This is a genomic window from Leifsonia sp. Leaf264 (genome assembly GCF_001422325.1).
Lineage (GTDB): Bacteria > Actinomycetota > Actinomycetes > Actinomycetales > Microbacteriaceae > Orlajensenia.
In genome coordinates this window covers 463766-488877 of record NZ_LMMR01000001.1, presented here as the reverse complement: position 1 = coordinate 488877, position 25112 = coordinate 463766, and the positions used below count along the sequence as shown (strand labels likewise).

Below are 25112 nucleotides of genomic sequence, written 5' to 3'. Positions count from 1 at the left end.
CGGAGGTCGTGCAGGCTAGAGCTCGGGTGTCGAGCTCTCGTTGCGGGTGACCTGGCTGCCGTTGGCGGGATCGACGGAGGTCGCCGTGACCGACGTCGACTGGCGACGACGGAACATCAGCACGAGGCCGATGATCACGATCACGACGCCCGCGATCATGAGCACGTAGCCCACCATGTCGAGGTTGATCCATTCGACCTCGACATTGAGTGCCCAGACGAGGATCGCTCCGACGGCGATGAGGAAGATGCCCAGACCGATACTCATCGGGTCAGGCCTTGTTGCCCGAGACGACGCGGATGAGCCAGGCGATGATCGCGATCACCGCGAGGATGATTCCGACCCAGAGGAGCCAGCTCAGCGCGCTGTTCAGGCCGCCGAGGATGGCGAGGACGACGGCGACGACGATGATGATGATGAAGAGGAGATTCATGGTGGATCCTTTCGTGGGGAACCGGTTCAGCGCCGATTCACGACGAGAGGAGACGTCCGCTCGCAGCTTCATCGACACCTGAGCCCCTGATCGGGGGCAACCCGACGATACTCAGCATCTGCGCCCAGAGATAGACCGTTGCGGGCGAGTCGGATCTGTGATTACGGCGTGGACGAGCCGACATCGCACGACGACTACGCTGGAATGACACCTTTTCACCGCTGCGAGGAGCGAAATGTCGCGTGTCATCTCCCTGGCCGTCATCCCCGGTGACGGCATCGGTCCCGAAGTCGTCACCGAGGGTCTCAAGGTGCTCGATGCCGTGACGGATGGCGGCGACGTCGCCTTCGAGAAGACCACCTTCGCGCTGGGAGCCGCACGCTACCTCGAGACCGGGGACACGCTCACCGACGAGGACCTCGCGGCGATCTCTGGTCAGGATGCCATCCTGCTCGGTGCCGTCGGCGGTGTTCCCGGAGATCCCCGCCTCGCCGGCGCGAACATCGAGCGCGGGCTGTTGCTGAAGCTGCGTTTCTCCCTCGACCACTACGTGAACCTGCGGCCGTCGGTGCTGCACGCCGGCGTCACGAGCCCACTGGCCGATCCCGGCGCGATCGACTTCGTCGTCGTGCGTGAGGGAACCGAAGGACCGTACGTGGGCAACGGCGGCTCGATCCGCCAGGGCACGCCGCACGAGGTCGCCAACGAGGTGTCGGTCAACACGGCCTACGGCGTCGAACGCGTCGTGCGGCACGCCTTCGGAGTGGCATCCGCTCGCCCCCGGAAGCACCTCACGCTGGTGCACAAGACCAACGTGCTCGTCTTCGCCGGCGGCATCTGGAAGCGGGTCGTCGACGAGGTGGGTGCCGAGTTCCCCGACGTCACGGTCGACTACCTGCACGTCGACGCGGCCACGATCTTCCTGGTGACGAATCCTGCTAGATTCGATGTCATCGTCACGGACAACCTCTTCGGCGACATCCTCACCGATCTTGCGGCCGCGATCAGCGGCGGCATCGGCCTCGCAGCCTCCGGCAACATCAACCCGGACGGCCGATTCCCCAGCATGTTCGAGCCGGTGCACGGTTCCGCGCCCGACATCGCCGGGAAGGGCATCGCCGACCCGACTGCCGCCATCCTCTCCGTCGCGCTGCTGCTCGATCACCTCGGGCTCACGGATGCAGCGACTCGAGTGCAGGCGGCCGTCGCAGCCGACATCGCCGAACGTGGTGAGGCCTCCAGGTCGACGTCCGAGATCGGCACAGCGATCGCCGACCGGATTCGCGCACACTAGACGTAATCGAAGAAAGAGCAGCCCATGACGATCCAGCTTCCCCTCGCAAGCCAGAGCCTCATCTGGCAGGTCGTGCGCAATGACAGCCCCGTCTCCGTCGAGGAGCGCGAGGCCATCCTCGCCGACCCCGGATTCGGCAATCACTTCACCGATCACATGGTCGACGTGTGCTGGTCGGAGAAGGGCGGCTGGCACCGACCGCGCGTCTCGCCCTACGGTCCCATCCAGCTCGACCCGGCGGCCGCCGTGCTGCACTACGCGCAGGAGATCTTCGAGGGCCTCAAGGCCTACAGGCACGCCGACGGTTCCGTGTGGACGTTCCGTCCCTACGAGAACGCCGCGCGGATGCAGCGCTCGGCGCACAGGCTCGCCCTGCCGGAGCTGCCGTCCGAGCACTTCATCGCCTCGCTCAAGCAGCTCGTCGCCGTCGACGCCGACTGGGTGCCCACGGCGCCGGAGACCAGCCTCTACCTGCGTCCGTTCATGTTCGCGAAAGAGGCGTTCCTCGGTGTGCGACCGGCCAAGAAGGTCGCCTACTACCTCATCGCCAGCCCCGCCGGCGCCTACTTCAGCGGGGGCGTGCAGCCCGTCAACATCTGGCTGTCGACCGATTACGCCCGCGCCAGCAAGGGCGGAACCGGAGCGGCCAAGACCGGCGGCAACTACGCGTCGAGCCTGCTTCCGCAGGCCGAGGCCTACGAGCACGGCTGCCAGCAGGTGCTGTTCCTCGACGAAGGCAGGTACCTGGAGGAGCTCGGCGGCATGAACATCGTGCTCGTCCGCAAGGACGGGACTCTCATCACGCCGGAGTCCGAGTCGATCCTCGAGGGCATCACGCGCGATTCGGTGCTGCGCCTGGCCGCGGACCGCGGCCACCTCATCGAGCAGCGCAAGGTGACGCTCGACGAGTGGCGTGAGGGTGCGGCATCCGGCGACATCGTCGGAGCCTTCGCCTGCGGCACCGCCGCGGTCATCGTACCGATCGGCCGACTGCTCTCCGAGGACTTCGAGATCGTGCACAACGGCCCGCAGGCCGAGGAACTCGCCCTGTCGCTGCGCGAAGAGCTCACCGGCATCCAGTACGGCCGCGTCGAGGATCGCCACGGCTGGCTGGTGCGTCTCGACGCGTGAGCGGTGGACTGACTGACGCCGCCGCGCTGCAGCTGCGTGCCTTCGAGCGCGACGACACCGAGAGCGTCGTCGCGCTCTGGCACGCCTGCGGACTCGTCGTGCCCTGGAACGACCCGCACCGCGACATCGAGCGCAAGCTCGCCGAGCAGCCCGAGCTGTTCCTCGTGGGGGAGCGCGATGGCCGCGTCGTGGCCTCGGTCATGATCGGCTACGACGGTCACCGCGGCTGGATGAACTACCTCGCCGTCGACCCGGCCGAACAGGGTCGGGGCCACGGGCGAGCCCTGGTGCGGGAGGCCGAGCGGATGCTGACAGCACGCGGATGCCCCAAGCTCAACCTCCAGGTGCGCGGCACGAACACCGCAGCCCTCGGCTTCTACGAGGCGATCGGCTACGCGCCCGACAACGCCGTGAGTCTGGGCAAGCGTCTCATCGCCGACGACTGAGGAGTCGGTGCAGCTGCGGCATCCGCCCGCCGTGTGAAGGCATCGCCGCGGACCCACCCGCGAATTCCGGGGCCTCTGCCGCCCGCGGCCTTCACAACGCGTACGCGTCGCCTTCACACGACGGGAGGTGGGCGGCGCTGGACTGCGCCCGGTAGCGTTGAGCCATGAAGATCGCACGGTTCAGCCACGACAATCGCATCGCTTTCGGAATCGTCGACGACGACGACCTGGTCGTCCTGGCGGGCGACCCGATGTTCGCCGGCTACGACACCACGGGGGAGCGGGTTCCGATCGCGGATGCCACCCTTCTGGCTCCGTCGATCCCACGGTCGAAGGTGGTCGGCGTCGGCAAGAACTACCGCGACCACGCCACCGAGATGGGCACGGCCGTTCCGGACGAGCCGCTGCTGTTTCTCAAGCCGAACACCGCCGTCACGGGACCCGGCGACTACATCGTCCTGCCGAAGCAGAGCAGCCGCGTCGAGTTCGAGGGCGAACTCGCCATCGTGATCGGCACGATCACCAAGAACGTGACCGAGGAGAAGGCCATGGAGCACGTCTTCGGCTTCACCATCGCCAACGACGTGACCGCGCGCGACCTGCAGAAGTCCGACGGCCAATGGACGCGCGCGAAGGGCTTCGACTCGTTCTGCCCGATCGGTCCGATCGTCGACACCGAGTTCGACTTCCCGTCGGCCGAGATCGTCACGCGCGTCAACGGCGTGGTGAAGCAGCAGGCGCCGCTCACCGACATGGTGCACGACATCGAGACGATCATCGCGTACGCGTCGAGCGTCTTCACGCTCCTGCCGGGCGACATCATCCTGACCGGCACTCCGGCCGGCGTCGGCCCGATCGAGAACGGCGACACCGTCGAGGTCGAGATCACCGGGCTCGGCATCCTGACGAACCCTGTCGTGCGTCCGCGCGGCTGAGTCTCAGGTCGGCCTGCCGAGCGCCGTAAGCGCGTCGGCGACGTCCTGCTCGTCGTTCCAGAGGTGGAACGCCACGCGGGCGCATCCGGCGCGCCCCGATGCAGTGATCCCCGATGCCGTGAGCCGGGCGAGGTCGCTGCCATCGGCGTCGGGCCAGGTGATGATCGCCTGACCGGGCCGACGTTCGAGCCCCAGCCCGTCGGTGAACGCCCCGGCCAGCCCGGTGACGTGAGTGTGCACCTCCGCGATGTCGAGCGCCGCGAAGAGCCCGATGGCAGCCTCCGCTCCCACCCAGATCGGCCATGCCGGTGAGACGTCGAAGCGGCGGGCATCGGTGGCGAGGGTCATCGCCGGGCCGTAGCACGACGACCAGGGGTCCACTCCCGCGTACCAGCCCGTCTGCGTCGGCGCCACCGCGTCGGCGAAGGTCGCCGAGATGGTGAGGAACGCGGCTCCACGAGGGGCGCACAGCCACTTGTAAGAGTGGCAGATCGTGGCGTCGAAGAGCGCTGCGTCCACCGGCATCCAGCCGACGGCCTGCGTGGTGTCGCAGAGGGTGCGGGAGCCGTGCCGGCGCGCGGCCGCCACGATGGCGTCGGCATCGGCGACGGCACCGGAAGCGGACTGCACGAGTGAGAAGGCGATCAGCCACGTCGATCCGCTGACCGACGCCGCCAACTCGGCCACCGGCACCGAGCGCACCACGACGCCCCGGTGCGCCTGGCTTAAGAACGGGAACACGATCGAGCTGAAGTCGCCGTCGGCGCAGAGCACCTCGGCACCGTCGGGAACGCTCGCCGCTATCACAGCGGCCATGACGGAGGTCTGCGAGCCGATGGCGACGCGGGAGGCGTCGACGCCCACGAGGGAGGCGTAGGAACTCCGGGTTCGTTCGACCACGGCCGTGTAGTCGACCGCGCAGGCCTCACCCCGAGCCCAGCGCTCGGCATCGCCACGCATGGCGGCGCTGGTCTCCAGCGACGGCAGGCCGAGCGTGCAGGCGGCGAGGTAGCCGCGACCGGCGGCGAAGCCGACGCGAGCCTCATCGAGGGTGAGTCGGGTGCTGACTGTGGTCATGCCTCCATCGTGCGACGGACGCTCTCATTCGACAATCGCAGATGAGTGCTGTCATTCATAACGTGGCATTATGTGATGACCGAACCCGCGCTGCGCGCCCGTATCTGCGTCCCGCTACTGAGATCACGACAGCGTCGCGAAAGAACGACGGCGCAGAACTAGGAGGACACCATGGTCGGCACGCCCGACATCGACATCGACTCGCATGCGTTGCGCGTCGTGCTGGCCATCGCCGAGCACGGTTCCATCACTGCGGCATCCGAGGCCCTCGGCTACAGCCAGCCGGCCATCAGCCAGCAGATGAAGCGCCTCGAGTCCCGGCTCGGCATGCCCGTGCTCGAGCGCACAGGGCGCAGCATCCGTCTCACCGAGGCCGGAGCGATCCTGGCGAGGCACGCCCAAGCCGTCGCCACGGCGCTGGATGCAGCTGCAGGCGAGATCGCTGAGCTGCGGGGGCTCCGCTCCGGGCGGGTGCGCATCGCGGCCTTCCCCTCGGCGTCGGCCACGATCGTGCCCAGGCTGCTCGCGGTGATGGCGGCACGGCATCCGGCGGTCGCGATCAGCTATCTCGAGGCCGAACCGCCGGAGGCCGTCGCCGCCGTGCGCGAGAACCGCGCCGACATCGCCCTCACGTTCAGCTACCCCGGAGACCGCGACGACCCCCACCGAGAGAGCGCCCGCGGACTGTCGGTGCGCACGGTGGGACAGGAGCCGGTGCACGTCGTGCTTCCGGATGCGCATCCGCAGGCAGCGGCAGCATCCGTCGACCTGGCCGCCCTCAGCGGCGAGAGCTGGATCGCCGGATGCCCGCGCTGCCGCGGTCACCTGGTCGAGCTCTGCGACGCCAGCGGCTACGTTCCGCGCATCGGCTACGAGACCGACAATTTCGTGGCCGTACTCAGCATGGTGGCGGCCGGGCTCGGTGTCGCCACGCTGCCGCGACTGGCCCTCGCCTCGACCCGGCTTCCGGCGGGAGTCGTCGCGCTGCCGACGACGCACGCCGACCACCGCACCCTGCATGTCGTGACTGCCGAAGGAGCAGAACGCGTGCCCGCCATCGGTGCCAGCCTGCGCGCGCTGGCCGGCATCGACCGCACAGAGTGGACCGGCGACGGGGCCTGATGCCGCTGGCTAGACTTGAGGGCGATGTCTGACACCGCGCACCCCTTCTCCACAGCCACCGGAACCGACGTTCGCGTTCGCTTCTGCCCGTCGCCCACCGGAACGCCGCACGTCGGCCTGGTGCGGACGGCGCTCTTCAACTGGGCCTACGCCCGTCACACCGGCGGCAAGCTCATCTTCCGCATCGAGGACACCGACGCAGCGCGCGACAGCGAGGAGAGCTACGAGCAGCTCCTCGATGCCCTGACCTGGCTGAACCTCGACTGGGACGAAGGGGTCGGCGTCGGCGGACCCTACGAGCCGTACCGCCAGTCCCAGCGCAGCGCGATCTACCTCGCCGTGATCGAGCGCCTGAAGGCCTCCGGCCACATCTACGAGAGCTTCTCGAACGCCGAGGAGATCGACGCCCGCAACGAGGCCGCCGGCCGCCCCAAGCAGCTCGGTTACGACAACTTCGACCGCGACCTCACCGACGAGCAGCGCGCGGCCTTCCGAGCCGAAGGACGCGAGCCCGCCCTGCGCCTGCGCGTTCCCGACGACGACCTCTCCTTCACGGACCTCGTGCGCGGCGAGATCACCTTCCCGGCCGGATCGTTCGTCGACTTCGTCGTCGTCCGGCCGAACGGTGCTCCGCTCTACACGCTCGTGAACCCCGTCGACGATGCCATCATGCAGATCACCCATGTGCTGCGAGGCGAGGACATCCTCTCCTCGACTCCGCGCCAGATCGCGCTGTACCACGCCCTCATCGACATCGGGCTGACCACGTTCGTCCCGCAGTTCGGTCACCTGCCCTACGTCATGGGCGACGGCAACAAGAAGCTCTCGAAGCGCGACCCCGAGTCGAACCTGTTCCACCACCGTGACCGCGGCTTCATTCCCGAGGGCCTGGTCAACTACCTGTCGCTGCTCGGCTGGTCGCTCTCGCACGACAGGGATGTCTTCACCGTGGCCGAGATGGTGGCCGCGTTCGACGTGGCCGACGTGAACCCGAACCCGGCGCGTTTCGACCTCAAGAAGGCCGAGTCGATCAACGGCGACCACATCCGCATGCTCGGCGTGCAGGACTTCGCCGCGCGCACGGTTCCCTACCTCGAGGCCGCCGGCATCCTCACCGGCCCCATCACGCCGTCGCAGGAGGCGATCCTCGCCGAAGCGGCCCCGCTCGTGCAGGAGCGCATCGCCCTGCTGGGAGAGGCGCCGGGCATGCTCGGCTTCCTGTTCACGGATGCGGCGAGCCTCGCGTACGACGACGGTGTGGTGTCAGGACTCCCGGCCGACGCGGCTGCCGTGCTCGCGGCATCCGTCGACGTCCTCGATCGTATTCCGCCGCTGGAATGGACTCACGAGACCATTCAGGAGGCTCTGTCCGGCGCCCTCATCGACGGTCTGGGCCTCAAGCCGCGCGTCGCGTACACGCCGTTGCGGGTCGCCGTCTCCGGGCGCCGAGTGTCACCGCCGCTGTTCGAGTCGATGCAGATCCTCGGCAAGGACGACACCCTGGCGCGTCTGACGCGCCTGCAGGGGGAGCTAACCGTCTAGTCGACTCGACGCCCGCGGCACGAGGCTCCCTCGATTTTGAGGGGGCCCCATCCGTAGGTTAGAGTTGCATGTCGGCCGGGGGTTCGCCTGCGGCTGGTGGGGTATGGTGTAATTGGCAACACGGCGGTTTCTGGTACCGTTGTTCTTGGTTCGAGTCCAGGTACCCCAGCTCGAAAGGCCCGGATTTCCGGGCTTTTTCTGTATCTGCAAGAGGGTAGCCAGAGTTGTAATAGGCCGAACTCCCCATAATCTCCCCATAAATTGCGATCGCATCGACGGTCAAGGCACGCAAAAGCGCCCCTCCACCCTGGAGAGGCGCTTCTGCTGGATGAGTCAGGCGGCCGACCGACTGGACAGTCGTTCGAGGACGGCGCGAAGGTCTGGGGCCTTCTTCTTCCTTTCCACATAGATGTCCTGAGTAGTGCGCTGGTCCTCGTGGCCGAGCTGAGCCTGCGCTGCAGCCAAGCCGACGACGTCGGCGATCTCCGATGCGGCGGTCTTGCGGAAGATGTGGCTCGACACCCACTCAAGTTCAGTGCCCTTGGTGACCTTGTTGAGCTGGACAGCGAACCTAGAGCGCCACATCGGACCACCGTCCCGGTTCGTCCAGAGCCACGTCCCGCCGCCGTAGATCGTACGCCGCAGAATGAGTTCCGCGGCAGACTTCGGGACGGCGATCTCGCGGTTGGATGCGTCGGTCTTGGGACGATCCTGACGATGGATGCCGAGGCCCTTCGCGTAGACGAGTGTCGAACGGAGGCGGAGGCAGACGACGTCCTCGCCATCGTCGTTCGTCTCGACGAACACATCATCGGGCTGCAAGGACAGAATCTCCGAGATGCGAGCGCCGGTCCCGAGCATTACGTCGATGAGGTCGATCAGGTCGTTCGTCGGACGAGGTCCCATCGTGCCTGGCGCCGTCCGCCACTCCGAAACGAGTTTGCGGAGCTCGATGAGATCGCCCATGGTCAGGCGCCGCGGGGACTTCTTCGGCACCTCGATCCGGACTGCCGCGGCGACAACGGGGTTCATAGCGATGGCCTTCGCCTTGACCGCTTCGTGGAACACGCCCCGCAGGACAACACGGCAGTTGCGAGCCTCGGAGAGATGGTTCTCCGACACCTCGTCGAGGAAGTCGATGATGTCACCGGCTTCGACTTCGCTGGCTCGGAGCGCTCCGAACCCATCCAAGACGCGGTTGTTGGCGGAGGACCGGTACCGTTCCTCCGTCTGGACCGCGAGTTTTCCCTGCTCTGTAAGTCGCCGTACCCGCGCCAAGTAGAGGTCGATGAACTCAGAGACGAGCGGGTCCTTCGACACCGCGGGTTTGCCGGCACGGGCGCGTCGTCCACACTTATCCTTGATGTCGTCGGCCGCCAGCTCCTTGGACTCGCGGGTCACTTCGATGTCGAATGAGCCGCCACGCAGGTCTCGGCCGCGTCCACGGGAGAACCAGCGGCCGGCGGAAACCTCGACGGGCTCGGTGAAACTCCAGGAGCCGCGGGCGCGGCCGGGCCGCCCTACGCCGGCCATCAGGCAGCCTTCTTCCGGCGGCGGTCCGAGCGCAGGTCGACGCCGACATACTCGTTGTCTTCGCGGACCGCTGCCACGACTGGAGTCGGCTCCTTCTGCTCGGCGGCCCAGTCGATGACGTCCTGCGGCTCCCAGCGGACGTTGCGGCCGACGACGATGGCGGGCGGGAAGGTGATGCCTGCCACCTTGCCGGAACGCCAACGCTCGACGGTCTTGACGGAGACGCAGAAGTATTCCGCGACGTCGTCGAAGGTCCAGACGCGGATGGGGGTTACGGGAGCGATCCCGGCCGGTTCGATTGAAGTCATGCTTTGTGCTTTCTGTGCGGGGTAACTAGATGAGGGCCCCTGAGGGCTTCGTGTTAGTTACATGCGCGGCACACCCCAACTTTCTGATTTCAGACCTTGCTGATGGCACTTCTCATCAGGTCGACGTACTTCACCTCTTTCTCCACGGCGATAACCCGCCCGCCGCCGCCCAACTCAGCCAGCCGCCGCGCCGCGGCCAGCGCAAGACTTCCCCCGCCGGCGAAGGGCTCGAGGATGGTCATGTGTGGTGCCACAGTCAGTTCCGCCAGCCAGGTGGCGAGCGACTCGGCTTTGGCCGTCGGATGCCCGCCGGGTGTTGCGCGTGGCGCGTAACGGACCTGGCTGAACAGGCGTGAGGCCCGCTCGCGGCCAGCGCGGTACTTCTGCCGGCCGCCTTCATCGACGACGGTCGCCGGGCACGTCTCGGCGCACTCCGAATCGGTGCACCGGGGCTCGTGCTCCAGCACGACGTTGCTCGGCCACCGGCCAGCAGCGTGCGCGTCGACCCGACCGTGGCCGCGACGCTGAACACGGACCGCGTGCTCGGCCCGCACCTTCCCGGGCATTCGTGATCGGTCCTCATTTGTTGGGATTCGAACCGCGTCGACATCGAAGGCGTGTGCTTCGCCCGCTCGCAGCGAGCCTCCGAATGTCTGGCCGGGCGCCAGGTTGGCTGCGACAACGATCGGCTCGACAGCCGGGCGCAGACGGGTGTGGCGGCCGTCGACCTGGACGTCGCCGGCCGGGAAGCCGTGACCGCGGAGTGTCACGATCTGATCGAGGATAGTGAACCCCGCATCCTCCAGGGCGGTGGCCACCCGGTGACCGGTCCGCGTGGCGGTGAACGATAGGACGAGCGCGCCGGGACCCAAGGTTCGGCGAACGCCCGCCCAGAAGGCCGAAGAGAAGGCGAGCGAGTCGTGGTCGAACTTCGGCTCGCCCGGCGTCCGGTCGGTCTGGCCGATCCCGAAAGGGGGGTCGGTCAGGACAAGGTCCACGGACCCAGCGGCGATCGTCGGCAGAAGATCGCGGACGTCAGCGTGATGAATCGAGAGGTAGTCAGACAGAGGCACGATCACAGACCCTACATGCGCGGCACGTCGCTCGTCGCGCCGACCGTTGCGCCGCCACCACCGTCAGGCCGGACCTGCGTGGCTGCGTCGGGTTGGGGCCAGCATGAGGCCGTCGAGGCCGTCGACGTACTGCGGGTCGCTCTCGGCCCGGGGCTCGGTCAGGTGGTCGCGAGGGGATTCGTGCCGCCCCTACGTTTGCGGCCCCATCCGCGCGCGCCTCGGTTCACCGCGTCCCGTGCTCGATCCGATCCCCGGCCAGGCTGGTGAACCCGCCCGCCCGCCACAGGCTGGCGATGAGAGTTGACGGTGATTGCGGATCGATGGTCAGCAGTTCACCGTCGCCCACGCCCATCGGCATCTCGTAGTGACCGGCTAGAACGACGACCGGAACCCGCCCGGCATAGACGTCGCTGGGCGGTGGCCCGAGCCGGTGGTGCCGAGCCCATGCGACCTCCTCGTCGGTCAGCATCGTGATCCCGAGGGCCGGGGCGCGATCGAGGAACCTGACTGTGAGCATTTCGGCTGCGGCCGCCGAGAGCCGTCGGTAGAACGCCGGCAGTCCCTCGAGTCGATCGAATCCGCGCGGTGCCGGTTCGACGGCCAGGAAATCAGCGATCACATCGAGCAGATATGCGGGGGAGTCGCAGACGGTAAGGCCGGGCAAGAGGGGGCCATCGGCCAAAATCCGGTTGGCGCGCGGATCCTCGCGCCCCTCGAGACGTTCCGCACGGAGCAGGCCTGCCCGGACCAGGGACTCCGCGAGCGGCTGAGCACCGGACGCGTCGAGGATCCGTAAGTTGAACTGCGATCGACTCCAAAGGATCTTGGCGCGTTCCTCGCCCCACGCGTCGGCCACGACCGTCCTCGTTGGATACTCGGGCTTCCAGCCGCGGAGGTCCTTGGCCGTGTGGATGACGACGGCGTCCGCGTCCCAGACGCAGTCGGGCGCCTGGCGGTTGGCGGCAGTCCAGCGGGCTCGGGTCGCCGTGTTCTCATCCTCCGCCAGCTCGGTCGCCCATGCGAGGAGCGCGGTGTGGCGATCGGCGGACTCGATCGGCGGGAGGTCGTTGATGAGTGTCTCGACCACCTCGCCGAGCGTGTCGACCAGGATGTGGCGGTCGCCGAGCAGACGGCCGGAAACGGCGAGTGGCATGGTGGGGTCCTTTCCACCCGACTCATGCGCGGCACTTAGCCGCACACTTACTCAGCAGACCTCCCGCGCCCATCCCACCGACGGAGAGGAACACCTGGGATGGCATTCAACGAAGAACAACGACGACACGATGACGGACGCTGGCGAGCAACCCTGCTCTCCTCACCCGAGCTCACGCTTGACCGCTGGTCCCCGGAAGCCCGCTTCCGCCCGTCATTCGACGCACAGTGGACGCCGCCCGGTGACCCGCTCCTAAAGACCTCGGAGCGTGCCGACGGCCGTGTCAGCATCTCCGGGTGGGGGTTCGACCAGGGTGTCCAATCTGCCGTCCGCCAGGGCGCTGGTGCTCGCTGGGACCCGGACGGCAAGACCTGGCACGTCGACCGCGGCTACTTGGTGACGGTCGAGCAGATCATCGCAGACCACCGACCCGGCGCCCGCCGGTTCGCGGTCGTCGAGTCGACGGTCGACACCGATGACACGGAACAGTGGGCGACGCCCGTGCTCGCGAACGTGCTCGGTCCAGGATCGCTGCTCCGCGCATACGACGACGGCAGCATCTGGGCGATCACCGAGCTCGGACGTGGTGGCCAGGTCGTCTGCCGGCTCGCCACACCCGACCAGGTGCTTGAAGCTCGGCACAGGATCGAGTCCGGCCAGTCTCGGGCGCACATAGACCCTGAGCTCGACCTGGACGACGCGGAAGGTGAGGTCGGCGAGGTGCTCGACGCCCTCGCCTGGCAGGAAGCGGCGCTCCGCGAGCGTCTGGCGGCCTAATGCGTGCACGAGGCGCATCGGCATCCCACTGATGTAGTGGAGACCGGTGGACCGTCGACCGCTTCGATCTGACGGATGCCGACCAGGCCGCGGGTCCGGCAGAAGGCGAGCAGCAGGCTGGCGACCGCGCGGCGGGACGAGCGGGGGTCGAGGATGATGACCGACGTGCGACCGCAAACCGGTGGGTCGAACGGCTCGTATATGGGCCGGACTAGCACAAGCGGGACGGGCGCTTGCCATTCGGCACCGGCCAGCGACCAGTGGACCTGGCCCTCATCGAGAGCCCGGATCTCCTCCGCGGTCAGACGGCTCCATGACAGCCCGGCGTCGGTTGCAGCCGAGATCAACGTGAGCTGCGCCCGAGTCCGGTAGCCCTCGAGTACGCGCTGCGCACGCCGGGCCGATGCCGGCGCCGGCAGGTCAGGGGCGACGGCCGCCAGGACGCCGGGGAGCCCGTCAGCGAGCACCGTGTCGCCGACGGCGTGACCCTGTGCCCAGAGGAGGGCGGTGGCCGTGTGAGGTTCTGCTGTCATGCCAACCACATGCGCGGCACGACGTCCAGGCCGAGAATCGGCCGGCACCTCAGCCGCCACTGATCCAGGTGATCGCGCCCTGCTCACGGAGCTCGCACACGAAGTCGTCGACGCTCCGGCATTCGGCGAGAGCCACCTCCACACGCCGTTCATGAAGCTTGGATTCCAGGCGCCGGGCATAGGCGTTTGTGTCCTCCTGATCGTGGCGCGGGAGCAGCGCCTCGAGTATGTCGTCCGGTGTCATGCCGACGGCCACCACCTCGTCGGCTCGGCGAAGCGCACGGACCGCGGGACCGCCGAGAGCCACGTCGCCCACTGCGTCCACCATCTCCTCTTCGGCGATCATCCCGATCAGCTCATCACATCCGATCCGCCCGTCGACCGTCGCACGGTGAACCTGCCAGCCAGCCGTCCTGCGGAATGGGTACATCTCGAAAGCCTCGTCGAGCGGCAGGGAGACGGTGCGGAACGGATTCGGGATCCGGGCGAGCTCCCGGATCAGGTGGTGGCGGCCGATGACACCGCTCGTGAACTCGCCGATCAGCCTGGTCACCGCCGTCTCGATCTCAGCCCCCAGCGCGCGGATCTCCGACCAACGTTCGGTGACTAGCTGGCGGACGGCTGCGGGGCTCACGACGGTTCGGCGTCGTCCAGGCGGAGGGTAGGCAGGTGCCCGGCCGCCGCCAGCTGTGCGAGGTCGGCTTCGGTCCAAAGCCTCTGCGCTTCGAAAGCGGCGGAGGACAGGGTGATGTAGCCGTCGGGTGGTCGTTTCATGGTCATGTGTGGTTCATGCGCGGCAACGGACGGCAAACGGTCGGACCGGTGTCCGAAGGGGCGGGCGAGCGTGGCACAGGCTCAACGGCGCAGGTGTGCGGGATGGGGGTCGGTCAGCCGATCAAGTCGGCCCTGTCCGCAGCCCTCGATCAGGTCAGCAAGTCCGTGTCGCCGAAGCTCTGCTCCATCCCGCGGGCACCCACCCGCCGAGGTCGGTGAGCTTCTGCGTGGCGGTCGCTTCGGCTCGCTGCTCGATCTCGCAGATGTTCAGGATGCTGCCGTCTCCGTCCACCTGCGCGACACGGGACTCGTGGTCCGCGCGGTGCTGCTCTTCGTGAGCGAGCGCGTCGATCGTGAACGCGGCCTTCTCGAGCGCGAGTGGTGTGACGGTCAGTCCGAAGTTCCACCCGTACTCGCCGAGTTGGCCGCCGACCCCGTCGACGATCGAGACCGGGGCGGTGATGCCGAGCGTCTGAACGCCCCAGGCGAGACGCTGCTCGTTGGTCATCGACGGCCAGTCGATGCCGGCCGGCGACCACTCGGTCGGGGCCGCTGGCGCAGGTGCCAGTGCAGGCTCGGGTGTCACAGGCGTGGCAGCTACCGGCTCGGCGACGTGCGCCGGTTCGACGGTCGGCTGGGCGACCGGCTCGGCCGGCGACGCGGCGGTTGCGGGTGCAGGTCGGGGCTTGGCCGGAGCATGCGACGCGGCAACCGCGGTTGGTTGTGGTGCCAATGCCACGGCGACGGACGTGCCGGCTAGGGCCAGGGCGACGGCGCCCGCGGTGATCGTGATGGTTAGGGTGCGCTTGCGCATGTGGGTTCTCCTCCGTTTGGCACGCTGCCCTGTTCGGACGGTCGAGCGCTCATCGTGAAGGCATGTGGCGAAACGAGGGGTCAGGGTGAGGATCCGCGGAAAGTTCCTCAACGCCGAACCAAATCAAAAAAATGAGGCGCGTTCAGGTACCAGAATTACCGAGATCGCCAGCGCTGGTATCGCTCTGGGTAACGGCTACAGCCCAGCAAACATAAGGCCTCTACTACTACTTACTACTACAGTTACCCAATTACCCATTCAAGTTAAGAGTTAAAGGGCCTTCCCTTTCCTTCCTTTTGAGAGAAGAGGTATATGCCCCTCTGTATATGCACATGGTGCTGCAACTGGGTAATCGGGTAACGCGATGCATATTCCTCCAGAAATGCCTGATCACCTAGATAATCTGGCGATACCCGACGCTGGTCCCAAGCTGGTATCCGGGTATCGCCGAGATTCTCGGTGAGTGCGGCGCATGTGGTCTCCGTGACCACCGAGGAACCCAGTACCCGCCTAGTACCTGCCTACGCCGCCGAGACCCAGCTCGCCCGCCGCATCCGCCGTCGCGGGGATCGCCCGGTGACACGAACTCGGGGGAGTGCCGCGCATGTTGCGTGCATGACCGACCAAAACCCTGACGCCCCACAGCCCCTCGACGCACAGCTGATCGCCGAGGCCATCGCCACGTATTGCCGGACGGCGCAGGTCGGAGGCCGGCTCGGGCTGGTTGGCGGGCGGCTCGTGTTGGAGGCGGAGCTTGGAAATCCGGACGTGGGGAAGGCCGCGTTCTTCACTACTCGTTCCGGCTGGGCGTCGTTCTCTTGCTGGCCCAACAGCTGTGGATTTTGCGATAGTTGCTGACCGGCGGGCGTGGAGGTGACCCGTCTGGGATCGGGGGCCACGGTCAGCCGGACGTCAAGGGATGCCCAGGGAGGGGCGCGGGCAGAGGGTTGAGTTGGTCGAGGTGCGTTCAGTTCCCTGGCAGCGAGGCGGCGAGTGGGCGGAGCGAGCGCGCGCCGCGGGTACGTTCCCTGTGCGAAGTGCACTCCGGAATCATGAGCGACAGAATATCGCCCCGGCTGGCCGCGGCAGCGTTGCATCAAGGTGCCGCTGAGGACCAGCGACGGAAACCCGCCGTTTCGGGCGCCACAGCCATGCTTCCTTCCCGGGGACGCCGAACTCTGGTCGAGAGGGTCGCCGTGTTGCACAGGACCGCCTTCAGCTGCCTGCCCTTTGAGAAGAACCAACGTGCTGGGGCGGTTGCGTCCCGACACTACGCTGGAGTAGCCGCACGAGGGAGGCAAGAACCATGATCGAACGACCGGCCGAACCACTGGTCAAGTCGAAGAAGCGGGTTGCTGATCACGGCGAGGTGTTCACGCCCGACTGGATGGTTGAAGGCATGCTCGACCTGGTAAGAGATGAGTCGGCACGCATTGATTCGAGGGTGCTGGAGCCCGCGTGTGGCTCAGGTAACTTCCTTGTGCCTGTGTTATCCCGAAAACTGGCGACCGTCGAAGCCCGCTATGGAACGAGCGAATTCGATCGACGGCATCACGCTCTACTCGCTCTCATGTGCATCTACGGAATTGAGCTGCTCGAGGACAATGCTGTCGAATGCCGGGGAAATCTTCTCGGGGCATTTGCCAAGGGCGTCGGAACGAAACCGGGCGATGACTTGTATCGTGCTGCCGAACACGTGCTCGGCACGAACATCATCAGGGGCGACGCCCTATCTATGACCACTTTCGAAGGAAACCCGATCGTCTTCCCGGAGTGGGGGTACATCGGCAAGGGTCGGTACCAGCGCCGTGACTTCCGCTATGACAGCCTGACCCAGCGGGCTTCCTTCCAGGGCACCCTTTGGGACCACCTGGAGGAGCACGAAATCTTCACGCCGACGAGGGAATACCCACTGATGACTATCGAGGAGCTGGCGGGATGAGCCGAGCGACCTTCGCGTTACGTGGCCGAAACCCGGATGTGCTTACGTGCATCGCGAACCTGTCGAATGACGAGGTCTTCACACCGCCCGAATTCGCGAACTGGATGCTCGACACACTGGAAACCGCGTGGGCGGAAGCGCACGGCGGCGCGAGCATCTGGGCCGACTCGACGGTGACCTTCTTAGACCCTTTTTCGAAGTCGGGCGTCTTCCTCCGAGAGATCACATCGCGACTGACCGACGGGCTTGCGACAAAGATCCCGGACCTGTGGGAACGGGTCGATCACATCCTCACGAAGCAGGTCTTCGGTATCGGCATCACACAGCTCACCGCCATGCTCGCTCGGCGGAGTCTGTATTGCTCGAAGTGGGCGAACGGCAAGCACTCCATTGCGAAGTCCTTCACGACGGAGGCAGGCAACGTCTGGTTCGATCGGACTGAGCACACCTGGAGGAGGCGAAAGCGGGAACGACAGGTCGACCCAATCAACGGAGGAGAAGTTCTCGTTGAGGTTGCGGGTACAGGGCGCTGCGAATTCTGTGGGGCGAACGAGGCGGAGTACGCGCGAGGAGACGATCTTGAGTCGCACGCCTACGCATTCATACACGCCGCAGACATCAACGCGCGGATCGCGCAGATATTTGGACACGACATGCACTTCGACGTCATCATCGGGAACCCGCCCTACCAACTCGACGACGGTGGCAACAGCAACTCGGCGACACCTATCTACCAGCTCTTCGTCGAGAACGCGATGGCCCTCGATCCGAAGTGCCTGGTGATGGTCACGCCTTCCCGCTGGTTCGCGGGTGGACGGGGCTTAGATAGGTTCCGGGAGCGTATGCTCCGCTCCCACCAGTTGAAGAATCTCGTTGACTTCCCGAAGCTGTACGACGGGTTCCCGGGCGTGAAGATACGTGGCGGCATCTCATACTTCCTGTGGGAACGCGACTACGACGGCCCCTGCACGATCCAGACGATGTGGGACGGAAAGCCTCTAGGTGCCGCGGTCGCTCGGCCCCTAGACGCTTATGACGTACTCGTGCGTCGCAACGAGGCAGTGTCCATCCTCGACAAGGTGCGCGCCAAAGGGGAGTCGGCTCTCGACACAGTGGTGTCAAGCCAGAAGCCATTTGGTCTCCGCACGTTCTTCCACGGTAAGTCGTCCCCTGAGGGCATCAAGGACCCTGTCCGGCTTTACGGCTCTCAGAAGATCAGTTGGGTCGAACGCTCGGAGATCCCGCAGAACCTCGGGTGGATTGATGAGTGGAAGGTGTTGATGACGCGAGTTCAGGGCACCAGCGCGGCAGTTGAAACAAAGTTTCTGAGCAAGCCGATTCTTGCGGGGCCAGGAACTGCCTGCACGGAAAGCTACTTGGTTGCGGGACGCTTCAACTCCGAGGTCGAGGCAGGTCGATATGCGCAATATCTTCGAACCCGCTTCATGCGTTTCATGGTCTCGCTCCGCAAATCAACTCAGGACGCTCCGAAGAACGTTTACGCCTTCGCGCCGTGTGTGCCTCTCACCGAAGAGTGGACCGACGCGAAGCTCTACGCACGCTATGGCCTCACCGCTGAAGAGATCGCGTTCATCGAATCTCAGGTTGCGCCGCACAAGGATGAAGCCCTCCCTGATGAGGAGTTCTCGGATGAGCCGGCCGATGAGTAAATCCCTCGATGAGCTGATGCCGGAGCGTCCTGACGGACAGCTTCGCATCTACGCCTATGCGATTCACGACGACCGCCACCACGGCTGGTTGAAGGTCGGACAGACCGCGAAGGACGTGAAGGCACGTGTCTCGCAGCAAGTGAAGACCGCCGCGGTAACGAACTACACGATCGAGGTCAACGAGGCGGCGATCCGCGACGACGGCACCTACTTTCGAGATTTTGATGTGCGGGAGCGACTGAAATCCAAAGGGTTCGCGAACCCCACGCTCGAGTGGATGGAGTGCTCGGTCGCCGACGTACTGACTGCAATCACGGAAATACGTACCGGGCAACGCGTTCGCGGCACTCACCACGAGACCTTCCTGATGCGTCCGGAGCAGAAGCGGGCGGTCGAGAAGACGCACGACTACTTTCACTCAATCTGGAAGGAGGATATGCACGCGGTTCCGCGCTTCCTTTGGAACGCGAAGATGCGCTTTGGAAAAACCTTCACGAGCTACCAGCTCGCGAAATCGTTGGGGGCGACCCGTGTGCTAGTTGTCACATTCAAGCCCGCAGTGGAGGACGCTTGGGCGACCGATTTGCTGTCGCACCACGACTTCGATGGCTGGCAGTACGTCTCGAAGTCTTCCGGCATTGACCCGGCAACTGTCGACAAGCGGAAGGCTCTCATTTATTTCGGTTCGTTCCAGGACCTGCTCGGCCGAGACAAGGACACTGGGCTGATCAAGGCCCGGAACGAATGGATTCACGCAATCAACTGGGACCTCGTGATCTTCGATGAGTACCACTACGGCGCGTGGCGAGAGAGCGCGAAGGAACTCTTCGAGGGCGAGGATGAGAAAGAAGCGAAGAAGGAGCTTGCCGGGGCGTACAACGAGGCTCTCAATACCTTCGACGAGGAGCTCGACGAGCTCGGGAGCGATGAGAAGGACTTCCTACCGATCACGACTCGCGCCTACCTATACCTCTCCGGGACGCCGTTCAAGGCGTTGGCCACTGGGGAATTCATCGAAGAACAAATTTTCAACTGGACCTACACCGATGAACAGCGGTCGAAGTCTGAATACGCGAGCAAGCATCCGGAAAAGCTGAATCCTTACGGTGCTCTCCCGGAGATGCGACTTCTGACATATCAGATGCCCGATGAACTACTGACGGTTGCAAGCCAGGGCGAGTTCGACGAGTTCGACCTCAACGCGTTCTTTGCCGCTACTGGCGTCGGTCCGAATGCGGCGTTCACGTACAAGGACGACGTCCAGAAGTGGCTCGACATCATTCGCGGCCAACATCTGCCGACTCAAGTCGATTCCCTCAAGACGGGTACAAGGCCGCCATTTCCGTACTCAGATGCACGCCTGCTTCCGTACCTGCAGCACTCATTCTGGTTCCTGCCGAATGTCGCGGCCTGCCGGGCGATGGCGAACCTGCTGACGGAGAAACAGAACCTGCCCTACTGGGGGCAGTACCAAGTGCTCAACGTCGCAGGTCCCGGCGCCGGAATCGGGTTGGAGGCGCTTCCGCCGGTCCGCGAGGCTATCGGCAACGGCGTCGATACCAAGACGATCACACTTTCTTGCGGGAAACTGACCACTGGTGTGACGGTCGCGCAATGGACTTCGATTCTCATGCTCCGCAATCTCAAGTCCCCGGAGACGTACTTCCAGGCAGCTTTTCGTGTCCAGTCGCCCTGGTCAATCAAGAATCCGAATGGTGACGATCCGAGCGAAGAAGAGGTCGTCAAGCCCGTCTGTTTCGTCTTCGACTTCGCGCCGACACGCGCTCTCCAACAGTTATCGGATTACGGAATCGGGCTGTCACCCGACGAGCCGAATCCGGAACGCGCTGTCGAAGAGTTGGTGTCATTCCTTCCGGTACTGGCGTACGACGGCGCAAATATGACTCAGGTCGACGCAGGCGCCATCCTCGATATTGCTATGGCTGGCACGTCCGCCACGTTGCTCGCCCGCAAGTGGGAGTCGGCGATTCTCGTGAACGTCGACAACGACACACTGAAGAAGATCATGGGTAATGCGGCTGCGATGGCCGCGGTGATGAACATTGAGGGATTCCGAGCCCTTGGCAACGACGTCTTCGAGACGGTGGTTAACAAATCCGAATCGGTAAAGGGCACGAAAAAGGCGAAGGGTGATGTCCTGACCCCGAAGGAGAAGAAGGAACTCTCCGACGAGGAGCAGGAGTACAAGTCCAAACGGAAGAAGATTCAGGAGAAGCTGATCAAGTTCGCAACGCGAATCCCGGCGTTCATGTACCTGACTGACTACCGCGAGAACACGTTGAAGGATGTGATTACCAAGCTGGAGCCCGCGCTCTTCAAGGCCGTGACCGGTCTCAGCGTCGAAGACTTCGATCTGCTCGTCTCGCTGGGCGTCTTCAACTCATCACACATGAACCAGGCGGTGTTCGCGTTCCGCAGGTACGAAGATGCTTCCCTTTCTTATACGGGCATCGCCTCGGATGATGGGGTCCGGCGAGTCGGCCTGTACGACACAGTCGTCGCCGTGAATGCGAGTCAATAGGGTGGGGCCGGTTTCAGCTTCACGAGGCCTCCGAGAGTCGCCCCTGATGTTCGCCTGCCCGTTCACGCGTGCGTCGAGCCACCGAGCCGCCACGTTGCTCGAGGCCACTGCGATTGGCGAGGTCGGCAACCATCGCGCCTGCACTGATCCGCCGAACCAGCGGACCTTTCAGCCGTCACGGCCGTGGCGCCGGGGCGTCGTGAAAACTTTGCGCACATAATTCTGAATGAAGCTGATGACGCTGTGGCAGGAGTGTCGTACATGCATTCGAGTTCGGCTACGATCGACCCATGGGTCAGCAACGCCGGTACGCCGCATGGAGCGCCGCTGGCATATCTCGCCAAATCGAGAAGCTGGCGCACAAACCGGAGCCGGTCTCCTTGTTCGAGGATGAGATCGCCGGCACTGGCAAGCGCCGTCAAGCCGAGGGCGATGGCATCCCGGTCGAGGCGTGGGTCAGGCACATCGTCCACTACGAAGAAGCTCACCGCGTCGTCGGCCGCGCCGTGGAGTTCACCGACAGTGCGGTACTCGTCGAGTTCAATGGTGAAGCCGGTCAGACGCACCGAGCTTGGGTGTGGGCGAGCGCCGTCCGCCGAGCCCAAAGAGAGAAACCATGAAGATCATCGCCACCGTCGCATCCTCGGAAACACAGCGCATCGAAGTCGAAGCAACAGACTACGAGCGCGGTCTTGCCGATGCCCGCTCTCAGGTCCCCGAAGGCTGGCATCTGATCTCGATCCGCGTTCAGCGGTAGCCATGGTCGCCGAGTTGCCACCCGGCTACACCGCCGTCACCACCGATCGCGTCGAGCATCGCACCGGCAACCTGATCGATGCAGTCCTCTCAACGAGCCGTGCCGGCCGGCGATCAATGCGCCTCTTCTGGTGCGTGAGAGTGCTGGTCGACGGGCGCTGGTTCGATGGATACTGCCACGAGACGCTGGACATCGCTATCGAGGCGACGGAATTCGTTCTGAGCGGCGACGGGCAGGCGATCAAGAAGCTGGCACCGACGTTCCCGCCGGACGGGGTGCAGTGGCGGTAGTCGGTGAGGCAGCGGGCCCGTCAGCCTCGCTGCCGTGGCTCCGGCACTACCCCGCCGTTGGCGCGCATCGCGGCGTCGCGTGCGCCCTGCCGTGACAGGCGCGCGGCCGTCGCGATCCGCGCCCATGGGTACCCTTCACGCCGTGCGGCCGCGATTGCCTCGTCGCGCCTCACAGTTGCCGCATCGATCACAGCCTGTGCATCCACGATCGTCTCGGCAGCCGTCTCGATCCGCTTCAGGTCATCCACGTCAGCCGACCATACGGCAGGGCTGCGGGGCCGACTCGGCGGCGCGCTGGTGTGGGTCTGACGGCGGCGGGCGGCGGACAACGTCGAGCTTGGGGACCGGGACCGGAGCCCGGCACCGGAACCCGCGCAGCTGAACGACCCGGTAAGCCATGCCGGACATCGGCGGAGCGAGCGGAGCCCCAGTCGGAGGGCCGCTCGCATTGGGGGAGATGCTTCGTCTGACCTCGGCACCGCACGCAGATAGTTTGGTTTGATGCCTACCGAACCCGCGACCGTCATTGTCACGGCCACTGTTCGTGCCAGGTCCGGGCTCCTAAGCGTCCTCGAAGCGACCGCCTCGACCTACGCCGTGGCGGTCGAGCTGATCGACGGACAGCTCGATGACGACCAGACGGTCCTGCACCTGCGGGCGAACAGGTAGTCCGTGTTCAACTCCTTCGTGGCACGGTCGTGGAGCTGATCGCCTAGGCGGCCTTCTGGCGGCACCAGCGACCCGAAGTCTGTGACAACCGATAGGTAGCCGTGATTCGTCGATGCTTGGACCGCGACATCGCAATCACGAACCACGCTGGGTCCGCAATCGTCCCCAGCTTTGGGAGACGCGAAGTGTCTGCCCGCACCGGTAGCTTTCGGTCATGCCGTCACACGCCCCGGAACAGCTCGCCGCATTCCAGTCCGGCGACGTGAGGATGGTCTACGGCCGCGACAAGTCGAATGGTGCGCTCTACCTACTCGATCACGGGTCAGCCAACGATGTTCGCGTCTGGGCGAAAGCGAACCTCCAATGCGTCGTCCCGGGCTGCCCGACCGGCAATCTGACGACAGTGTCCCGTCCCCAGCACAGAGATGGGTTCCGCCACCTCGTTGCAGCTGATCACCCGGGAATGAGCGAGCTGCACGCTCAAGCGCAGTACCGGCTCCAACACTGGTTAAAGTCACAAGCACCCGAGGCGAGTGTCGACTTGGAAATCAGCACCGAACGGCGCGACCGCCGCGCGGACGTCATGCTCAGTCGTGGAACCAGCCATCACGCATTCGAGATCCAATACTCAGCACTGGAATACAACTACTTTGCCACCCGCAGCGACTCCTACATGCGCCAAGACGTCGCCGTGACCTGGTTGTTCGGCTCCGTCGGCCCGCAGCTGAAGGTCGGGAGAGACGGCTACGTTCGCCTCACCAAAGTGCAGAAGGCGTTGAGCTCTGCGAGCGAACCAGTTCTCTGGTTCAACCCCATCACGTTGCAGGTCGCGGTGGCCTACGACATCGAGTACGTCAGGGCGAAACAGGTCCCGGTCTTCCCCCGCGGGCCGAAGGCTCGGCTCCAGATATTCAGCCTGGACGATTGCGAACTTCTGGAGAGCGGCATCCGTTCCGACGTTCTTCGGAAGCTCTACGACGGTGAGGCCGCGTTTCGGTCCGACCTCCGTGAGCGAGCTGAGCGTGTCCGGGCCAGAGAGGCGGAGCTGGCAGCTCAGGAAGCAGAAGCGGATGCACGTCGGACTCGAGAACTCGGCCAACTTCGATCTGCGATCGTCAACTGGCAGGGGTCGAGTGCTCGTGCCGATCTGCTGGCAAGGTACGCCGGGCGGTTGCCGGACCATTTGACGTGGCGGATCCCACGCAGAACGCGACCGTTTCGCGGCAAGGAAGTCAGGGAGCCGCGGCCCAGTATCCATTTGCCACGCCAGCAGTGGCAGGCCGCCATCTGGTTGGAACATATCCAAGGGGCTCGGAAGAGCGCCAAGCTTGACTTGGATGGGATGATCGCCACAGTAGACGAGCTTGCGTTGGCCGCCGGCGTGCCGACCGATCCCGTGGAACACCGAGGCGCCGTCCTCGAGTGGCTGGACCATCTCGCTGCGCTGAAACTCGTGCAGGTGATCCGCCACTATGTGAACGGAAGCCAAGACCCGACGTACTACGCGCCCAGACCGGATCGCAACGAAAACGTTGTCCGAGATGGCGCCAACTTCCCTGAGTGGGCGGCGCTGTATGTGAGGAGCGACGGGACGCGAACAGACGACAGCGCTGGCGGTGCCTACCGTCGGCCGCCGTGGGAACTCAGCCGCGCTCAACGCGAACAGATCCGCCCACGAAAAGAGACGGGGTACACATGCGTGCAGTGTGGCCTGCCGCTAGACCCAATCCTCGCTGACACCGGCCGCCATATTCTCTGTTGACCCTGAGGCTGGGCCGTTCACCGCGTTGGTGCCGTCTATACCTGGCGGGGCAGCGGATAGCGCTCCGTTTGTGGCGCCGCCCCCGGGGGTTGCCGCCCGGCGTGCTGACGAGCCGAGGCGCGTGATCAAACCTGGGCTCCAACGCAAGGCTGGGCGTGGGGTGACACGAACGGGTTGTGCCTCGTTGTCATGAGCTGGCGCCTCACTGGCTCATCTGCCGACCCGGCTGGGAAGGATTTCGTTCGCTGCTCAAGGCCTCGCCTGTGGACAACGAAAACGCCATCGCGAGGACCGCGATTAGCCTTCTTCGATGCGCGCGGACCCGCACACACTCCTCGTCGCCGAACCCACGGGGGCGATGGTCGAGCCGCCGGTCGAGCTGGACCTTGCGGACGCATTGTGGAGCACCCTTGATGACCCACACATAGCGTTGGAGGAGGGCCGGTGAGGGTGATGAATCACCAGTTGAGAGCGTGCTGGGCGAGGCATGGTTCTCGACCCTCGGCGAAAGGTACAGGCTTGGCGGGCGGGACTA

The 25112-nt window shown here is 65.2% G+C and carries 27 protein-coding genes and 1 tRNA gene; 16 read left to right on the top strand and 12 right to left on the bottom strand.

Translation table 11 applies throughout. The features are described 5' to 3' along the window. Nucleotides 1-15: 15 nt before the first annotated feature. Together ASF30_RS02255 and ASF30_RS23065 are read right to left on the bottom strand one after the other, a co-directional pair. Nucleotides 16-267, bottom strand: coding sequence for a DUF6458 family protein (locus ASF30_RS02255; RefSeq protein ID WP_055900900.1), 252 nt, complete (start codon nt 265-267; stop codon nt 16-18). A gap of 4 nt (nt 268-271) precedes the next feature. After that, complete coding sequence (locus ASF30_RS23065) at nt 272-433, bottom strand: hypothetical protein (RefSeq protein ID WP_183060268.1); 162 nt, start codon at nt 431-433, stop codon at nt 272-274. A gap of 235 nt (nt 434-668) precedes the next feature. Here ASF30_RS23065 and ASF30_RS02250 point away from each other — a divergent pair, with 235 nt between their 5' ends. From ASF30_RS02250 to ASF30_RS02235, 4 genes are all read left to right on the top strand, one after another. After that, complete coding sequence (locus tag ASF30_RS02250) at nt 669-1727, top strand: 3-isopropylmalate dehydrogenase (protein ID WP_055900897.1); 1059 nt, start codon at nt 669-671, stop codon at nt 1725-1727. A 24-nt stretch (nt 1728-1751) separates the two neighbouring features. Next, entirely contained in the window at nt 1752-2858 is a 1107-nt protein-coding gene (locus ASF30_RS02245) for a branched-chain amino acid aminotransferase (protein WP_055900893.1), read from the top strand. Next, a complete protein-coding gene (locus ASF30_RS02240; RefSeq protein WP_235480237.1) occupies nt 2855-3304 on the top strand; it encodes a GNAT family acetyltransferase in 450 nt (149 codons plus the stop codon). Before ASF30_RS02245 ends, ASF30_RS02240 begins: the two co-directional genes overlap by 4 nt. A 164-nt stretch (nt 3305-3468) precedes the next feature. Beyond that, nucleotides 3469-4239 carry a fumarylacetoacetate hydrolase family protein gene (locus ASF30_RS02235; RefSeq protein ID WP_055900890.1) on the top strand — a complete coding sequence of 257 codons (771 nt, stop codon included), beginning with the start codon at nt 3469-3471 and terminating at the stop codon, nt 4237-4239. 3 nt (nt 4240-4242) lie between these two features. Here ASF30_RS02235 and ASF30_RS02230 read toward each other — a convergent pair whose 3' ends face one another. Beyond that, nucleotides 4243-5316: an aminotransferase class V-fold PLP-dependent enzyme gene (locus tag ASF30_RS02230; protein WP_055900887.1), complete on the bottom strand. Its 1074-nt coding sequence runs from the start codon at nt 5314-5316 to the stop codon at nt 4243-4245. Between the two features lie 171 nt (nt 5317-5487). Here ASF30_RS02230 and ASF30_RS02225 point away from each other — a divergent pair, with 171 nt between their 5' ends. The 3 genes from ASF30_RS02225 (at nt 5488) to ASF30_RS02215 (ending at nt 8149) form a co-directional block, all read left to right on the top strand. After that, on the top strand, nt 5488-6438 hold the full coding sequence (locus tag ASF30_RS02225) for a LysR family transcriptional regulator (RefSeq protein WP_055900884.1): 951 nt from the start codon (nt 5488-5490) through the stop codon (nt 6436-6438). Between the two features lie 24 nt (nt 6439-6462). Beyond that, complete coding sequence (gene gltX / locus ASF30_RS02220; RefSeq protein WP_055900881.1) at nt 6463-7980, top strand: glutamate--tRNA ligase; 1518 nt, start codon at nt 6463-6465, stop codon at nt 7978-7980. A 97-nt stretch (nt 7981-8077) separates the two neighbouring features. After that, a tRNA-Gln gene (locus ASF30_RS02215) sits at nt 8078-8149 on the top strand. A 164-nt stretch (nt 8150-8313) separates the two neighbouring features. Here ASF30_RS02215 and ASF30_RS02210 read toward each other — a convergent pair. The 4 genes from ASF30_RS02210 to ASF30_RS02195 all read right to left on the bottom strand — a co-directional run bounded on the left by ASF30_RS02210 (nt 8314) and on the right by ASF30_RS02195 (nt 12047). Further along, nucleotides 8314-9381 carry a tyrosine-type recombinase/integrase gene (locus ASF30_RS02210; protein WP_162240716.1) on the bottom strand — a complete coding sequence of 356 codons (1068 nt, stop codon included), beginning with the start codon at nt 9379-9381 and terminating at the stop codon, nt 8314-8316. A 131-nt stretch (nt 9382-9512) separates the two neighbouring features. Then, nucleotides 9513-9821: a helix-turn-helix transcriptional regulator gene (locus tag ASF30_RS02205; protein ID WP_055900875.1), complete on the bottom strand. Its 309-nt coding sequence runs from the start codon at nt 9819-9821 to the stop codon at nt 9513-9515. Nucleotides 9822-9910: 89 nt separating this feature from the next. Beyond that, nucleotides 9911-10894: a DNA methyltransferase gene (locus tag ASF30_RS02200; RefSeq protein WP_162240715.1), complete on the bottom strand. Its 984-nt coding sequence runs from the start codon at nt 10892-10894 to the stop codon at nt 9911-9913. A gap of 223 nt (nt 10895-11117) precedes the next feature. Further along, nucleotides 11118-12047 carry a hypothetical protein gene (locus ASF30_RS02195; RefSeq protein WP_055900870.1) on the bottom strand — a complete coding sequence of 310 codons (930 nt, stop codon included), beginning with the start codon at nt 12045-12047 and terminating at the stop codon, nt 11118-11120. A gap of 99 nt (nt 12048-12146) precedes the next feature. On the opposite strand from ASF30_RS02195, the gene ASF30_RS02190 reads away from it, so the two are divergent. After that, a complete protein-coding gene (locus ASF30_RS02190; RefSeq protein WP_055900868.1) occupies nt 12147-12824 on the top strand; it encodes a hypothetical protein in 678 nt (225 codons plus the stop codon). On the opposite strand, the gene ASF30_RS02185 is transcribed toward ASF30_RS02190, so the two are convergent. From ASF30_RS02185 to ASF30_RS02175, 4 genes are all read right to left on the bottom strand, one after another. Further along, entirely contained in the window at nt 12821-13357 is a 537-nt protein-coding gene (locus ASF30_RS02185) for a hypothetical protein (protein WP_157496900.1), read from the bottom strand. The genes ASF30_RS02190 and ASF30_RS02185 overlap by 4 nt on opposite strands. A gap of 49 nt (nt 13358-13406) precedes the next feature. After that, nucleotides 13407-13991, bottom strand: coding sequence for a hypothetical protein (locus ASF30_RS02180; protein WP_055900863.1), 585 nt, complete (start codon nt 13989-13991; stop codon nt 13407-13409). Then, nucleotides 13988-14137, bottom strand: a complete 150-nt coding sequence (locus tag ASF30_RS22505) for a hypothetical protein (RefSeq protein WP_157496898.1) — start codon at nt 14135-14137, stop codon at nt 13988-13990. Before ASF30_RS22505 ends, ASF30_RS02180 begins: the two co-directional genes overlap by 4 nt. Nucleotides 14138-14285: 148 nt before the next feature. Further along, the gene (locus tag ASF30_RS02175) at nt 14286-14945 is read right to left on the bottom strand and encodes a hypothetical protein (protein WP_055900860.1); all 660 of its coding nucleotides are present in this window, start codon (nt 14943-14945) and stop codon (nt 14286-14288) included. Between the two features lie 1306 nt (nt 14946-16251). Between ASF30_RS02175 and ASF30_RS02165 the strand changes: the two genes are divergently transcribed. The 6 genes from ASF30_RS02165 to ASF30_RS02145 all read left to right on the top strand — a co-directional run bounded on the left by ASF30_RS02165 (nt 16252) and on the right by ASF30_RS02145 (nt 22146). Continuing rightward, nucleotides 16252-16887 (top strand): N-6 DNA methylase, encoded by a 636-nt coding sequence (locus tag ASF30_RS02165; RefSeq protein WP_055900854.1) that lies wholly within the window; start codon nt 16252-16254, stop codon nt 16885-16887. Continuing rightward, on the top strand, nt 16884-18557 hold the full coding sequence (locus tag ASF30_RS02160; protein WP_055900851.1) for an Eco57I restriction-modification methylase domain-containing protein: 1674 nt from the start codon (nt 16884-16886) through the stop codon (nt 18555-18557). The genes ASF30_RS02165 and ASF30_RS02160 overlap by 4 nt, the downstream gene beginning before the upstream one ends. Next, nucleotides 18550-21099, top strand: a complete 2550-nt coding sequence (locus ASF30_RS02155; protein ID WP_055902400.1) for a DEAD/DEAH box helicase family protein — start codon at nt 18550-18552, stop codon at nt 21097-21099. The genes ASF30_RS02160 and ASF30_RS02155 overlap by 8 nt, the downstream gene beginning before the upstream one ends. 290 nt (nt 21100-21389) lie before the next feature. Continuing rightward, on the top strand, nt 21390-21719 hold the full coding sequence (locus ASF30_RS02150; RefSeq protein ID WP_055900848.1) for a hypothetical protein: 330 nt from the start codon (nt 21390-21392) through the stop codon (nt 21717-21719). Next, on the top strand, nt 21716-21856 hold the full coding sequence (locus ASF30_RS22500; protein WP_157496896.1) for a hypothetical protein: 141 nt from the start codon (nt 21716-21718) through the stop codon (nt 21854-21856). Before ASF30_RS02150 ends, ASF30_RS22500 begins: the two co-directional genes overlap by 4 nt. A gap of 2 nt (nt 21857-21858) precedes the next feature. After that, nucleotides 21859-22146: a hypothetical protein gene (locus ASF30_RS02145; RefSeq protein WP_055900845.1), complete on the top strand. Its 288-nt coding sequence runs from the start codon at nt 21859-21861 to the stop codon at nt 22144-22146. A gap of 20 nt (nt 22147-22166) precedes the next feature. Here ASF30_RS02145 and ASF30_RS02140 read toward each other — a convergent pair whose 3' ends face one another. After that, nucleotides 22167-22394: a hypothetical protein gene (locus tag ASF30_RS02140; protein WP_055900842.1), complete on the bottom strand. Its 228-nt coding sequence runs from the start codon at nt 22392-22394 to the stop codon at nt 22167-22169. A gap of 253 nt (nt 22395-22647) precedes the next feature. Between ASF30_RS02140 and ASF30_RS22495 the strand changes: the two genes are divergently transcribed. Further along, nucleotides 22648-22815 (top strand): hypothetical protein, encoded by a 168-nt coding sequence (locus tag ASF30_RS22495; RefSeq protein ID WP_157496894.1) that lies wholly within the window; start codon nt 22648-22650, stop codon nt 22813-22815. Between the two features lie 214 nt (nt 22816-23029). Continuing rightward, the gene (locus ASF30_RS02135; RefSeq protein WP_082467383.1) at nt 23030-24577 is read left to right on the top strand and encodes a competence protein CoiA family protein; all 1548 of its coding nucleotides are present in this window, start codon (nt 23030-23032) and stop codon (nt 24575-24577) included. Nucleotides 24578-25112 lie beyond the last annotated feature (535 nt).